This is a genomic window from Chitinophaga sp. 22308, assembly GCF_052045305.1.
GTDB classification, from domain to species: domain Bacteria; phylum Bacteroidota; class Bacteroidia; order Chitinophagales; family Chitinophagaceae; genus Chitinophaga; species Chitinophaga varians_A.
The window spans coordinates 1339591-1354970 of the sequence record NZ_JBQEOP010000001.1; the positions used below are offsets into that span (position 1 = coordinate 1339591).

12 protein-coding genes are annotated in these 15380 nt (G+C 47.4%); 5 read left to right on the plus strand and 7 right to left on the minus strand.

Annotation, left to right across the window (positions count from 1 at the left end):
* Nucleotides 1-50 precede the first annotated feature (50 nt).
* Entirely contained in the window at nt 51-206 is a 156-nt protein-coding gene (locus ACTJJS_RS05715) for a hypothetical protein (protein WP_168868913.1), read from the plus strand.
* Between the two features lie 599 nt (nt 207-805).
* Here ACTJJS_RS05715 and ACTJJS_RS05720 read toward each other — a convergent pair.
* From ACTJJS_RS05720 to ACTJJS_RS05730, 3 genes are all read right to left on the minus strand, one after another.
* Nucleotides 806-1510, minus strand: coding sequence for a CTP synthase C-terminal region-related (seleno)protein (locus tag ACTJJS_RS05720; protein ID WP_440662808.1), 705 nt, complete (start codon nt 1508-1510; stop codon nt 806-808).
* A gap of 88 nt (nt 1511-1598) precedes the next feature.
* Entirely contained in the window at nt 1599-4001 is a 2403-nt protein-coding gene (locus tag ACTJJS_RS05725) for a glycoside hydrolase family 31 protein (protein WP_440662809.1), read from the minus strand.
* 295 nt (nt 4002-4296) lie between these two features.
* A complete protein-coding gene (locus ACTJJS_RS05730; protein WP_440662810.1) occupies nt 4297-5265 on the minus strand; it encodes a WD40/YVTN/BNR-like repeat-containing protein in 969 nt (322 codons plus the stop codon).
* A 265-nt stretch (nt 5266-5530) separates the two neighbouring features.
* Between ACTJJS_RS05730 and ACTJJS_RS05735 the strand changes: the two genes are divergently transcribed.
* The 4 genes from ACTJJS_RS05735 (at nt 5531) to ACTJJS_RS05750 (ending at nt 11099) form a co-directional block, all read left to right on the plus strand.
* Nucleotides 5531-8647, plus strand: a complete 3117-nt coding sequence (locus ACTJJS_RS05735) for a ligand-binding sensor domain-containing protein (protein ID WP_440662811.1) — start codon at nt 5531-5533, stop codon at nt 8645-8647.
* 47 nt (nt 8648-8694) lie between these two features.
* Entirely contained in the window at nt 8695-9363 is a 669-nt protein-coding gene (locus ACTJJS_RS05740) for a response regulator transcription factor (RefSeq protein WP_113614132.1), read from the plus strand.
* Nucleotides 9364-9594: 231 nt separating this feature from the next.
* Complete coding sequence (locus ACTJJS_RS05745) at nt 9595-9900, plus strand: HP0495 family protein (RefSeq protein WP_440662812.1); 306 nt, start codon at nt 9595-9597, stop codon at nt 9898-9900.
* Between the two features lie 26 nt (nt 9901-9926).
* Nucleotides 9927-11099, plus strand: a complete 1173-nt coding sequence (locus ACTJJS_RS05750) for a glycosyltransferase (protein ID WP_440662813.1) — start codon at nt 9927-9929, stop codon at nt 11097-11099.
* Here ACTJJS_RS05750 and ACTJJS_RS05755 read toward each other — a convergent pair.
* The 4 genes from ACTJJS_RS05755 to ACTJJS_RS05770 form a co-directional block, all read right to left on the minus strand.
* A complete protein-coding gene (locus ACTJJS_RS05755) occupies nt 11085-12161 on the minus strand; it encodes a glycosyltransferase family 2 protein (protein ID WP_440662814.1) in 1077 nt (358 codons plus the stop codon). The genes ACTJJS_RS05750 and ACTJJS_RS05755 overlap by 15 nt on opposite strands.
* Before the next feature lie 11 nt (nt 12162-12172).
* On the minus strand, nt 12173-13363 hold the full coding sequence (locus ACTJJS_RS05760; RefSeq protein WP_343746875.1) for a glycosyltransferase: 1191 nt from the start codon (nt 13361-13363) through the stop codon (nt 12173-12175).
* 27 nt (nt 13364-13390) lie between these two features.
* Complete coding sequence (locus ACTJJS_RS05765; RefSeq protein WP_440662815.1) at nt 13391-14560, minus strand: glycosyltransferase; 1170 nt, start codon at nt 14558-14560, stop codon at nt 13391-13393.
* Between the two features lie 497 nt (nt 14561-15057).
* Nucleotides 15058-15207 carry a hypothetical protein gene (locus ACTJJS_RS05770; protein ID WP_168868903.1) on the minus strand — a complete coding sequence of 50 codons (150 nt, stop codon included), beginning with the start codon at nt 15205-15207 and terminating at the stop codon, nt 15058-15060.
* Nucleotides 15208-15380 lie beyond the last annotated feature (173 nt).

Here is a 15380-nt window from a genome sequence, read left to right on the forward strand (position 1 = left end):
CTGGTGGCAATGTTTACGCTATTTTATTGTGAATCCTTTAATTTGTTTGTATGAAAAACCTGATAATCAACCACGGAGATGGACCTCATGAATTGAATGGCCTGGAATCCACTCCTGACAGAACTGAAATTTTATTCCGCGCCATTTTTGTGTTGCTGGTTTTTTGCGCGCTGATTTCCATTTTCTTTTTGTCGATTTTTTATTGAGCAGCATATACCGGATATTTTGATATGCAGATATGATCGGTAACGTTCCGTCACTATCCCGACAAATTTTGCATAGCAGGATATCCGGATTTTTTTGTGTTGGTTGCTAAATGGATTTTGTTGCTGAAATGCTTTGTTGGCCTACGTTTTGGGAGACTTAAATTTTAAATTGCCGGAAGCCTGACCGTCTTATAGTGCCGATTTCTTAATTCAATGTTAACGGATTCGTTCATTTTGTTCATTCTGCCTTCCGTGGCTGCCGGGATTTTGTGCATAGCATTTAAGCCATTAATTTTATGGTCTCTAAAGTTGGCATAGGTTAGGAACCCGGCGGCAGATCTCTATCTGAGAGCCTTTTTCTTTTAAAACCTTCTTTCGCCAGTTGTAATAATTTTCCTTCTTTTATTTGATCATTCATCATTGACAGTTAAGCTGTTGCGGCTATCAGCGTAGACATGGCAGACGATGTGCTGTCCGTGTGTTTGCCGATTAGGTAGCCCAGGCAAAACGCCATCCTTTACCATGTAGATCAGGGTGATGCATGTGTGCCCTGAGATTGTTGATGTCCTGTATGTCATACGCGCGACCCTGCCGCACCTTTACGATTCTGCCTGTGACTTAATACTTTGCAGGAAGCCGCTGATGAGCGGGTGCGGATGCGCAGCAGTGGAACTGGTTTGCGGCACAAAAAGCGTAGCGACATAAAAAGGATGCCCTTCGAGTTCCAGTATCCTGGCTTCTCCGGCAGCGTCAATACCAACCACCTGAAAACCATGCTCATGCAGCAACGTTTGGTAATCCGGATTTAATCCGAAGTTGCAATAATACCGTTCTGTTATCTGGTCTGTTTGTAAAGACCGGCCTGCCTTTGAATGCTGGTCCCTGATGTGGATTTGCAGTGTTTGCCCTACCAGTGAGCAGCTCAACGGCGTCACTACCAATCTGGAAGCATAGGGATCATACTCTGCGTGCGCCGCATCTTCCAGCTGCAGCACATGCCGCGCAAATTCGATCACCATATGCTGAAATCCGCCACAGGTACCAATAGCAGGCACACGGTGCTCTCTGGCGTACCGGATGATCTGTAACACACCGGCAAAATCTTTGTACGGGCTCCCCGGGGCAATCCAGTAGGCGTCATAACCATTACAAATAGTTTCAAACTGCGGTAAGATGTTTTCTGTGGGAACCCAATCAAAGGTGACGGACATGCCCAGTTGACCGGCAGCATGCAGTAACGCATCGCCGGTGGCGATATGGGTGGCCGCCTGTGGGTTGTAATCTCCAATAATGGCAACTCTCATAAAGGTAAATATTGATCTTCCAAAAAAAGACAAACCGGCCATGGGCATCCATCAGGATTCACATGACCGGTCTTGCAACAAAAAAGCACTATGCTTTGTGGATCGTAATATTTTCAAACCCACGGTCAACTATAAACGAAATAGTGCCGTCAGGTAAATAATGATCGTTCGTCAGTGTCAGCGCTGTACCGTCTATCAGTACGGTGGCTGCTTTGAAAGGCAGTCCGTGCAGAATGATACGGTGATGGGTATACGCTACTTCATAGTTGACATAGTATTTTTTCTTCAGCGTAAATTGTTCCGCAGAAGAAGCCTGTTTGAAGTTGATCACATTGTACTGGCCGTTTTTGTAGCCGTAGTGATCGCCGGCGTCTTCATAGAGCGTGCTCTTTGTGATTTCTTCGCCGTAATACACATGCAGCAGCATCTCAGTCACAGGAGATTCATAGGTATGCTGCATAACAGGGTAGCGGGGAACAACCGTGCCGGCTTTGACAAACAGCGGCATTTCCTCCAGGGGGGTAGGTACGGTGGTCTGTTGGCCGCCGTTATATACGGTATCATTCCAGAAGTAGTACCATTTTCCCTGAGGCAGGTACACTGCTTTTTCCTTCATGCCTTCTTCACTGACATGGCTGATCAGCAGTGCGTCGCCCATCATGAATTCATGCGTGCAGTTGTGGGTGGCCGGGTCATGCTGGGCCACGAAAGCGAGCGGACGCAGCATGGGAGTGCCATATGTGGCGTACTGCCAGAAAGTGGTGTACAGATACGGCAGCAGTTCATAACGCAGGGAAATGAATTTGGCGACTATTTTTTCATAGTCAGGGCCAAAGCTCCAGGGTTCCTGATTGAAACCGGTTTCGTTGCTGGCGGAGTGGGTACGCATCAGCGGATGAAAAGTGCCCAGCTGTATCCAGCGGGTATAAAGCTCTCCGTCGGGTTCACCAATAAAGCCGCCGATATCACTGCCTGCGAAAGAGAGACCGGAGACGGCGAGGCGTTGGCATTGTATGCTGGCCAGCCACAGATGTTCCCAGCTGGAAACATTGTCGCCGGTCCACACAGAAGACCAGCGTTGTGCGCCGGCATAGCAGGAGCGGGTGATCAGGAAAGGCCGGTTGGGCAGCAGGTATTTTTTCATGCCGGCAGCTGTGGCCTTGCTCATCAGATGGCCGTACACGTTGTGGGCTTTACGGTGGCTCACTTCTTCGCCGTCATAGTCATGCCGTACGTCTTCCGGGAAAGTGCCCATTTCAAAGACAGCGGGTTCGTTCATATCGTTCCAGACGCCACGGACGCCGGTTTCGGCGAGGCCTTTAAAAAGACTGCTCCACCATTCCCTGACTTCCGGATTGGTAAAGTCGGGGAATACACATTTACCCGGCCATACATCGCCTTCCATGAGGGCGCCATCGGCCCGCTTGCAGAAGTAGTTGTTTTTCACGCCTTCCTGGTAGATGCTGTAGTCCGGGTCTACCTTGATGCCGGGATCGATGATCACCACTACTTTAAAGCCTTGTGCTGCCAGGTCTCTGATAAGTCCTGCAGGATCAGGGAAATATTCTTTGTTCCAGGTAAAGCAGCGGAAGCCGTCCATATAATCGATGTCGAGGTAGATGACATCGCAGGGAATGCGGCGGTTTCTGAATTCTGCGGCAATTTCCCGCACCCGTTTATCCGGGTAATAGCTCCACCGGCACTGGTGGTAGCCGAGCGTCCACAGGGGCGGCAGTTCAGGCGTACCGGTGATGCGGGTGTAAGTGGCGGCAACATCCAGCAGTTCGGGACCGTAGATGAAATAGTAGTTCATTTCGCCGCCGCGGGCCCAGAAGCTGCAGGCGTCTTCCCGTTCCTTCCCGAAGTCGAAGATGGTGCGGAAAGTATTGTCGAAGAAAATACCATACCCGATACCGTTGTGCAGCCCGTAATAGAAGGGGATGTTACGGTACAGCGGGTCGGTGTCTTTTTGGTAACCGTAGGCGTCGGTGCCGTAGTTTTCGAGGCGCTTGCCGCGAAGGTTCAGGTCTGTGGGCTTGTCACCGAGACCGTAAAAACATTCATCTTCCTGGACGAGCTTGCTACAATAAACGATTTTACCGCCTTTTTGCAGATAGTGCTGCCAGTGAAAGCCCATTTCATCCTGATTGATCACCTTCCCGTCTTTATCGGTGATGGTGATACGCAGATTGTCCCTGGCAATGAATACTTTCAGGACGTCGGTATATATTTCAAAAGTTTCTTCCCATTCTTTAATGCCAAAGGAGATGGGGGATTCTTCGAGGGTATCGCTGGTAGCGTAGGAGAAATCACGCTGGAAAGTGCCGTCAGCAGCGTAACGGAAACGGATGATCTTGTCTGCGATCACCCTTACTTCCAAAATGGTTTCGCTGGTATAAAAACAAAAATAGTTTCCTTCTTTCTTCCATTCACGGATAGCATCAGGGTAATGTTTAATACCGTATTTACTGGACGAGGTTTCAACTTGCATAGTCTCTTTTTGTGAATCACGGGCAACAGCCTGTGTTATTACCGGATTAATTTTCCCGGCTGTTGCATGGTCTTAAATTACATAAAAAAATCAGAGTAGTACAGACATTCGCGTTAGATGCGATAATTCCTGCGTTTACGATTTAAATCACTCGTTTGACAAAAAAGAGTGAAAATTGACTTGATTAGTTAGTAACTTCATATGGTAAATGTACTTTTTGCTTTAACCTATTTTTCCGGTGCGCCTTTCCAGGAGCACCTTTTTATTTAGTGTTTTGGATTCCCCGTTTCTTATTCTACCTTTCCAAACGCGCGATGGATTTGCCCGCCAAAAATAGGCGTTTTCCATTTCCCGATTTTGCGGCGCAGTGAAATCCTTCTCCAATCTTCTGCCAGTTTTTACCACCGTCCGTAGAAATATCCGTGCCGGAGGTGCCAGTGGCCACCAGTATTTGCGGCGTGAGCCAGGCAACAGCGGACTTGAAACCGCCGGGCGCCGTTACGGGGGCGGACCAGGTACGGCCGCCATCGCCGGTAAGCAGACAGTTTTGTTGACGAATAGTGTCTTGCCTGTAATCACCGCCCACCACGATGCCGGTGCAGTTGTTCAGGAATGCCACAGAAAAGGCCCCCGTGCTGGCTTGTCCCTGCAACAACGGCAGCGGCCTGCTGTTCCAGCGGGTACCAGACAGCTGATGGAAGCGCGAGACCGTGCCGCCGGTAACAAAGACGGTCAGCCCATTGCGGGCAATGAGGCTGGTGCCGCTGGCAGCGAAAATAGATTCGCCGGAAGCGGCTTCGGGAGATTGCGCCGGTGTATCCTGTTGCCAGGTGTGGCCACCATCGTGTGTGCGGAGCACGGCAAAATGTTGTTGCAGCGGGTCGCCAATAGCGATGCCTTCCTGATCATTATAAAATGCCACAGCATCAAAGAAGATACCAGGCGTGGCGTCGAAGTACACCTGTTGCCAGGACTGGCCGCCGTCTTCGGTAAGGAATACATGCGCCGGTTCTCCGGCATTGATCACCACCGCTTTTTGGTCATTGAAGGCATAAAGGGAGCGCCAGTCGCAGCTGTCGCAGGCTTTTACCTGATGCCATTCCCAGGTGCCGCCTCCATTGATGCTGCGTCCTACCATGCCGCCCGTGCCGGAGGCCCATACAACATCATCTGTAACGGCGCTAAGGCCGCGTATGCTTTTCAGGGGCGGATGTGCCTCCAGTACATGTATTGAATAAGGCCGGTCGTTTTGTGCCGATGCCATGAGGCATAGGATTGTCAGCATCAATAATAGGAGGCTGGAGGGCAGGATTCGCTTCGCGAAAATCATCAACCGGAAGGCAATGGAAAACGGAAGTTGCCTGTAATGAGAAAGTATGGGCATTAATTATAATATTTATTTCCAATCTGTTAAACCGCAAGAAAAATACAAAATAGCTAGAAAGTGTGGCGCAGAATTATATATTTGCAAAAACAGCCTAAACCAGCTTACTGTCAATAACTAAATCAGCGTGCTTCATTCCCGCCACTTGAAAAAACTTTTTCACCTGAGCCTATGCGCCCTTCTGTTGGGTACCAGCATGCTATATGCGCAGGAGAAGCCGTATATTTTTGACAGCTACAGCGTAAATGACGGGCTTTCCCAAAGCACTGTTTTTGATATCACGCAAGATGACCAGGGGTTTCTCTGGATTGCCACCCGCGATGGCATCAACCGTTTCGACGGGTACACTTTCAACGAATACCGTTACAAGCCCAGCTCCCAGCTAAGGGCAGGAGAGGGGAAAGGAGAACTGGTACCACGCGGCAGCAATGGTAACCGGGCAGTGATCAACCGGTTTGACCTGAAAGGATACAAAGGATACTCATTCTATCGTGACAGCCGCCATCAGCTGTTGCTGGCCCATAATAATGGTATCAGCCTCTACGATAAATACCGCAATAATTTCCGCACCGTATTGGTAGACACCTCCAATGTGAATGCACAGGAACGGGATGCCAATGTCAAATTCAGGATACTGGGGGAAGACACCGCCACCCGGAGCCTCTGGGTATGGCGTCCGATGAAAGGGCTGTACGTACTGGATGACAGTACCTACGCGACCCGCCGTATTATTCTGTACCCGTCCCAGTTTCAGCGTATGGGCATCATTCCCTCCGCGCTGCTGAAAGACGGTAATACCATCTGGATGAGCGGCGACGAAGGCGAGCTGTTGGCACTGGACATTAAAACATTGCGGCTGCAAACCTACTGTCTGCCGGGTGTGGGCAAAAGCCCCATTATGCGTAACCTGAACGCGGATTCCCTGTTGATTGTCAGTGAAGGCCACATTATCGTATTTAATAAGCGCCGGAACAAATTCAGCGACCTCAGCTATGATTACCGCAATGAATGGGGCGATGCATTTACGCCCAATGTGATGGAGATCGATCATGAAGGTAACGCCTGGATCGGCGGAACGGACGGTATTCTTATCTATAGCATCGCCCGCAATGAAATTATCCGGCATATCGTCAGCTTCAATACATTTGAAACACGCTCCTTTAACCTCGTCAGCTATCTCTACCGCGATGGTTCTGATAATATGTGGGTGGGTACAGACGGAGACGGACTGAAGAAATATTCCCCGCATAAAAAGGTGTTCAACCTGTACCGTTCTCCTTATATTTCTCACAACATGGTGCAGGCGGTATATAAGCACGATGATGGAAAACTGTATGTAGGCCTGATGCGTGACGGACTGAACATCTACGGGGACCAGGGCAAGTTCCTTGAGCGTATCAGCAACGAGTTGTACCCGCATAAGTTCCCGGGCAACGATCTGGGCGCTATCTGCCGTGAAAATTTTGAACACCTGTGGCTGCATTTTGCCGGGATGCATATTGGATTGTTCAATGTACAGACCAAAGGCTTCCGGGACCTTACCGCCAAAGTGGAGGCGTTAAAACTGCCGCCGCAGAAAGATCCGTTCCCCTTCCTGTTCAAGCGCGCCAACGGGGAGTTGTATTTTAATTATGGCCGTTACCTGTTGCGTTTTGAAGAACATGGCGGGTTTGATTATACCGTGTCTGTGGTGCATGACTTCCAGGACGAATTGCTGACCACTTACTTTGAAGACCATATGGGCAATCAGTATGTGGGGACCAAGTCTGCGTTGTATATCAAACATTTGGCTGATTCGCACTGGCGGTATGTGAGACTGCCGGAAGGCACTACGGTAAAGGGTATCAACAAAACCCCGCATAAAGAGCTGCTGATAGCCACCAGTAAGGGGCTGTTTGTATACGATGCTTCAGAGCGGTTAAAAACGCATTATAACAGTTACGACTATCCGAAACTGATCAATGATTACATGTACGGCGTGTTACTGGATGATAAAGACCGTATCTGGGTGAGCCACAACAAAGGTGTTACACAGATCAATCCGGTAACCCGGGAGATCACCACGTTTAACCATGAAGACGGGCTGCAGTCCAACGAGTTCAATACCGGCGCCTTCTATAAGTCTATTGACGGCGAGTTGTTTTTTGGCGGTACCCGTGGCGTGAATGGTTTTTATCCGAAAGATTTCCGGAAAAACCCGTTCAATTCCAAGGTGATCATCCGCAGGATGGAAGTGCTGGACAAGCCCTATGAGTCAGATACGGCGATATCACTGTTGAAGCGGGTAGAGCTGCCATACAATCAGAATACCATCGCCATAGAGTTTGTGCCGCTGGAATATACCAATCCGTTGAAAAACAAGGTGCAGTATAAGCTGGAGGGTGCTGATGAAGACTGGGTGGAGGCCGGCGCGTTCCGGATGGCGCGTTATACGAATCTTCATCCGGGCAGTTATGTATTTAAAGTAAAGGCCTCTAACAATGATGACAGCTGGAATACTACGCCTACTATGCTGGAGATACAGATCAGGATACCGTTCTGGCAATCGTTGTGGTTTAGATTTTTATTGTTGTTGTTGCTGTTAGGCATTGCATATTATTTTTCTACGTTGTATCTTGATTATAAAATAAGGCATGAGAAGCTGAAACTGGAAAAGGAGCAGGCAGTAGATCAGGAGCGGGCGCGCATTTCCAGTGACATGCACGATGATTTGGGGTCTGGTTTGTCCACGATCAGGCTGCTGAGCGAAATAGCCAAAAGAAAGATACCGGATACATCACAAACGAAAGAGATTGAGCGAATCAGTGAAACCGCCGGGGAGATGATCGACAAGATGAGTGAAATCATCTGGGCGATGAATTCCTCCAATGATTCCCTGGCCAATCTGATCGCGTATATGCGCAGTTTTGCTGCCGATTTCCTGGAGCATGCGCACATCTCGCATCAGTTTTTCTTCCCTGAAGTTATCCCGGACATCAAACTTAGCGGCGGTACGCGGCGGAACATTTATCTGGCCGTGAAGGAATCATTGCATAATGTGATGAAACATGCGAAGGCCAGTGAGGTAATCATAGAAGTGAAAATGCATAAAAACATGACGATCATGATCAAAGACAATGGCAAAGGGTTTGACCAGGAGAAAGTCCGTTTGTTTGGCAATGGCTTGAAAAATATTCAGAAACGGATGATGGCAGTGGGCGGTAATGCAGATATCACTTCCAACAATGGGACAATAGTTTTTCTCGATATCCCACTAAATTAACATACATTTGTTTTAAGTAACATTTAAGTGTTATAATTCCTATAAACATGACGGTATACTCAAAGAAGAAGTCCCAGGATAACATGGACATCATTTCTATTGCGATAGTAGAAGATAACCATGATATCCGCACGGCTATGGAATTGCTGATTAATGGTTCTGACGGTTATGCCTGTGTTGGCACCTTCAATAATGCAGAAACCGCACTGGAGCAAATCCCTCAACTGCTGCCCAACGTAGTACTGATGGATTTTAATCTTCCCGGTGGGATGAATGGTATTGAATGTATTGCCCGGTTGAAAGCAGAGTACCAGGATATGCAGTTTATGATGCTCACTGTATATGAAGATGACGACAAAATTTTCATGGCACTGGAAGCCGGTGCAAGTGGGTACATCCTCAAAAAAACCTCTCCCGGTGAGCTTTTGGAAGCCATCAGGGACCTGCATGAAGGCGGTTCGCCTATGAGCTCGCAGATTGCCAGAAGGGTAGTGGCCTTTTTTCAGAAACAAGCCAAACCTAATCCGGCTCTGGAAGCACTGACCACGCGTGAAAAAGAAATTCTGGACCAGTTGTCCAAAGGTTTCCTGTATAAGGAAATTGCCAGCAATCTGTTTATCAGTATAGAAACAGTAAGAAGGCACGTTCATAATATTTATGAGAAACTGCACGTCCGTAGCAGGACTGATGCGGTAAATAAATACTACAACCGCTAAACATATCATGGGCGGGCCTGAAGCCACTAAGGCTTTCAGGCCCGCCCAATTTTATTTAAACGATATTACGCCCCAGTCTTCATCTGCCTCCCGTATTTCTTATATACTGTCCTGCAGAAAACTATTCATGAAATAACTTTTACATGATAATATCATTTTATTATTAATGTGTTGGCTGTAAGCGCCTAAAATTGGTTAATTTGCAGGTTTGGTAATTAATAAACACAGAAAATGGCAATTGAAGAGAACAGGGATGCCAACTTGAGCGGAGATCCATATGAGAATTTTCGGGCGTTATTGCAACAGTCTATCGTCTCTCCTACAATCTATACCTTTAAGTTCATCGTGAAGGCAGAGGAAGAAAAGATCGCTGCGTTGAAATCGGTATTTGCCGGTACTCCGGCGGAGATCACTGCCATCAATTCATCTAACGGGAAATACAGGTCATTTACCATAAAGCTGCTGGTGCAGAACGAAGAAGAAGTGATCAGCTATTACAAGGAAGTGTCGAAGATCGACTCTGTCATTATGTTATAAAGACCATACGTTTTAATTTTTTATAAGTGAAGCGATTATTGTTCTACTTTCCGGTCAACCCACTGGCGAAAAATGCAGGCAATGTGACCAGGGCTTTAGGTTTCCTGGAATATTTCAAAAAAAGAAACCTGGAAGTCGATTTTGTATCTGAAAAACACTGGGGTACGTTTACTGATGAAGGGACCGCCGGGTTGAAAGCAACAGGCCTGGTAAATGAAGTATACCTGTTGGAAAGAAAACCGAAGAAAGGAAATCCCGTTTCTTATTTTTTTGGATATAAACTCCCGAACAAATCATTAATCAGGAAGACCAGTCCGAAAGGGGGGATTCTTAACCGTGTAACTTTACATCTGCAGCAGCAGTTCAATGAAGTGCTTTCCCGGAAGCATTACGATTATATTATCATCAGCTACGCTTTCTGGGCCGACCTGATCTATAAAAATCCCCTTGCTGCCAAATCGCTGACCATCATAGATACACATGACCTGGAGTCCTCGCTGCTCCAGCATGAGCCGGGGTTTGACGTAAGTGTGGCGCTGGGCGATGAGTTAAGGCGCCTGGAGCTTTATGACCAGGTATGGGCCATTTCGCCGGAAGAGAGTTATTTCTTCTCCCAGTTTCTTGGCGACCGCGTAAAATACATTCCCATGATGCTGCCTGATCCCATACCCGTCAGCAGCAAGGCGACGCCGGAATATGATCTTGTGTATGTAGCCAGTGACAACGCTAAAAATATTATGTCGGCCGCCTGGTTCTTCAGTGAAGTGTATCCATTGCTGTCTCCTGATATCAGGCTGGCAGTGGTAGGCACCATTACCGCCCATGTGCCCAAAGACCTGCCAAATGTAACGCTCGTTCCTTACGTTCAGCACCTGGAAACGATGTATGTCAATGCCCGTGTGGCTTTGTCACCCATGCTGGAGGGAACAGGCGTGAAGGTAAAAGTGGTGGAAGCGCTGTCGCACGGCCTGCCGGTAGTATGTACGGAAAGAGGAACGGACGGCTTACCGTTTAAAAGCAATAACGGCTGCCTGGTGGCTGAAACGCCCGGCCAGTTTGCACAGTTCGTAGAGCAGCTTTTGCAGGACCATGATTTCTATAAAAAACAGTGTGAGATGGCGAAGAATACTTTCCTGCAATGTTTCTCCGCTGAAGAAGTTTCCAAACGCCTGGACGCAGCCTTGTCAATTACCGGATGAGGGCCGGTCGAACGCGTATTTTTTTTCGTAAGTCCTGAAGTAGCGGTCAGCCAGCCGCGGACTGATCCTGCTCAGGAATAAGCCGATATGAAGAACAGGGACTCTTTTTCTGTAGGTCTTGAAGAGGGAGGCTCTTTCCCATCCCAGGTCGGCACTGTGTTTTTGCAGCAATTTTATAAAGGCGCGGTATGCTTCTTTTGTAGCAACATGGCTGTACCGGTACAATTCGAAATAACCACCGTAAATAATCACACGGGCATTATGGTAACGGCTGAAATCATTGCGGTACCTGGACCATACCCCTTTGGAAAGAAGAAATGATTTCATTTGCTGGTCTGCCTGATAAAAGAGCGCAACTTTATCTGCCCTGAAACCGCTGTTCATGGTAGACGCTTCTCCTTCTGTTCCCCTTTGAAGATAGTAGTAGAAATAACCGCTGATACAGGTCAGCCTGGTAGCGTGATAAACCGCTTCCAGCATAAAAGGGGAGTCTTCGAAAATACGTTGACGGAACCGGATATGATGTGTTTCAATCAGTGAGCGTTTGTACAGCTTGCCCAGTGTGGCGGTGTTCACTGCATCTTTCCTCACGGTGTTTTCCGCAAGGAAACAGGAAACGAGGTCTTCATGGAAGACAGCCGGGTCGTATTCAAATTTATACAGTTCTTCCAGCTTGCCATCGGCTTGCTTTTTTACGCTTTTGTAGCCAAAACAAACTATATCTGCGTTTTCCTTCAACGCCGCTTCCACTGCCCGTTCCAGGGTGACGGGGTCCAGCCAGTCGTCGCCATCCAGGAAGAGGACGAATTCGCCGGTTGCGTTATCCAGCCCGTTGTTCCGGGCGGCACCCTGTCCTGCGTTTTCCTGGTGCAGGGACCTGATATTCGGGTATTTCTCCGCTGCGGCCTTGAGTATCTCCGCTGAGTTGTCCGTTGAACCATCATTCACAAAGAGCAGCTCCGTATTGGGATAGGTTTGCCCCACCAGCGACTGGATGGTGGTTTCCAGATATGGAGCGAGGTTATAGACCGGTATGATGACTGTTACTGGCGGAGATGGCATGCTGAAATATTTTATGGCTGGTTAACCTTTAATGCGGCATCAATTCGTTGGTACACTTTTTCTGCTGCAAATGTTTTCCTGAAAGAGGCGGCGCTCCATGCACTTTGTTCTGCAAACAGTGCGGGATCGGTCAGCAGGCGGGTGATGTGATCTGCAAACCCGGCAGGGCTTTCCGATACGAGGCAGCCATTGTCGGTTTTTTCCGGCAGCCCGTCCAGTCCCCGTTCGTTGCAAACAACGGGCTTTCCGTAAGAGAAGGCTTCCAGTACTTTTATTTTGACGCCCGTGCCGGCCAACATAGGACATATCACTACTTTCGAAGCCAGGTAATAATCGCTCAGGTCTTCCACGAATGGAAGGTAAGTGACATTACTGAGGCCTTGAGGAATATGTGCATTGATCTTGCCTATGATGCAGAGGCGGTACGACTGTGGCAATAAGGGGTATACCTTATCAAAAAACCAGGCGGCTGATTTTTTATTGTTTTCATTATCTGATGCCACATAGATAATATCGTATTTCTTTTCTGTCCGGCCATCGTCTTGCCTTGGCTCTTCTACCATGGTAGGGATGTAGAGCGTTTCTTTCCGAATGAACTGGCTGAAAAAATAATTCTCCTCGCCCGAACAGGCCCATATCTGGTCGTACAGGGAAAGTCTTCTGATCTCGTCTCCGAGGGCGGCGCCTACGTTCACGTTTTTATCCAGCTGGTGTTGTGAGGCCATCAGGTCATGCGTGTCCATGATGGTGCAGGCACCGTTGATAAATGGGTTGTCTTTGATCAGATCTGCATAATAGGCATAGGAGATAATGATATAGTCATATTTATTTTGCTGAAGCAGTTTGTCGAATTCCCTGCGCAGGTGCAGATTCACCAGGTTGGGCAGGCCACCTTTTATGGGATTGAGCTTGCGGTTGAACAGCATGTGCGGCAACTTGTACTGGAAAAAGTAAACAAGCGGATTTTTTTTGGGTGGCTTACGGGACCAGAACCAGGCATTTTCTACAAACCCGCTGTTTCTCACCATGTCCATTTCTTCAGGTGTAATTTTCTCCCAGTCGCCCTGGCGGGACACCAGGTCTACTTTCATGCCCCTGCTCTTAAAATACCGGAGAAGGGTGATGGCCCGGGTTTGGGCGCCACTTTGCCTGCCGATAGGATTATAAGGGAAGAAGTATAAAACGCGTTGCTGTTTAGCCATGCTGATGGTGATTTTACAAGATGAGTGTTAGTTGGCGCTGGTGTAGTTGAGTGCTTTGTCCAGTTTTTTGTATACGTTGGCTGCTGCGAAATTATTCCTGAAGGAAGCGGCACTCAGTTCGCTTTGTGTTGCATGAAAGGCCTTGTCTTCCAGCAATTTCAGTATATAACCGGCAAACTCGCGCGGGTCCTGTGTTACGAGGCAGCCGCAATTATTTTTGTCCGGCAGTCCGTCCATGCCTCTTTCGTTACATACAACAGGCAGTCCGAATAACATGGCTTCCACCACTTTTATTTTCACGCCGGTTCCGGAAAGCATAGGACATATCACTACTTTCGACGCCAGGTAATATTCGCTGAGGTCTTCTGCAAATGGTACCAGCGTAATATTTTTATGGCCGCCAGGAATAAAACGGCAGATTGATCCAACCACACAAAGCGTGACGTGGTCAGGAATCAAGGGAAATACCTGTTTGAAGAACCAGTCAGCCGCCGCAAGATTGTGCGGGTTATGCGAGGCTACATAGATCAGGTCGTATTTCACGGGAACATCCTTTTTTATATTCGCCGGTTCTTCCACCATGGTCGGAATATATTTCACCTGGTTTTTCAGGAACTGGCTGAAGAAATAGTTTTCTTCCGGAGAGCATAGCCAAACCTGGTCGAACCGCGATAATCTTTTTAATTCGTCACCCAACGCTATGCCACGTTCCACGCCTTTGTCGTGTTGGTGTTGCGCGGCCAGCAGATCGTGCGTGTCGGCGATGGTAACGGCATTTCCTATGCGTGGGTTGTCTTTTATAAGGTCAGCCCAGTAAGCATAACTGACAATGATATAATCGTACTGGTATTGTTCCAGTATGTTGTTGAATTTCTCCTGTAGATAAGGGCTTACGTGGTTAGGGATTGCGCCTTTTACACGGTGCAGCAGTTTGGGTATTTTATACGAGAAAAAGTATTGAAGGAAATTTTTCTTGGCCGGTTTTCTTGGATAAAACCATGCGTTCCTGACTTGTCCGCTTTCTTTGAATGCTTTGATATTTTCCGCTGAGGTCACGCCCCAATAGTCGGTCAGCGAAAAAAAATCAACCTCCATGCCCCGTTCCTTAAAATACTGTAGCAACGTAATTACACGGGTTTGTGCGCCGCTGGTTTTTTCTATCGGATTTAAAGGAAAAGTGAAAAGGACTTTACTCATGTCAGGCTTGCGATAAATTCGCGGCAAAGCTAGAGAAAATAAGTTAAATATTCTAAATGTTTGTTTTATAATTTGTTAGATATGTGTATTGATTTAATAATATACTTTTCCAGTGGAATACCAGAAGTGAGGGAACGATCTTGACAATGATCGGGTGAGTATATTAAAACGAAGACGGGGTGCAGAAGTTACAGGTAAAGGTGATTTACCGGTCAAATAAAATTGGGCGTATGGGAAGACCCCTTTAAGACTTTCCCGTACGCCCTTTATAGTTCTTTACTTCGTTGCGTGTTTGCGCAACAAGTGAGCACAGAGTACCACTGCGGCAATGATAAGACATGCCGTTTTGAATAACAGACCAGTTTTCATAGGATGGGATTGTATGGTTAAATAATTTTTCCCTGTGTACAAAAACATGACACTCCTCTGAAGGCGATAGCCAGACTGATGCTCTTTTGCTGATAGTAATGTAGGAAGACCTTGCTGTGTGTGACAGATTACCGCATCATTTGCCAGGAATCAAATTTCCGGATGAGGCGGAGGAATTTATTACCGATATTGTTTTCCTGTTCCCGGCGAATCATGTAAGTTGCGATAACTGCCGCGACCAGGGCGATTAAAACGAGAATGATAAAAAGTGTTTTCATAAGGACATAGGTTAGGATGTTTTCAATAAGTGTGTGTCTTGAGTAAATATAATGAATTATTTAAATAAAAAATATTTTTTATAGAAATTATTGAATAACCCAATGGAAAAATATGATAATATATAGATGTCCTCCTTCTTACCCCAAAATTTAACATGATCAATACATTGATA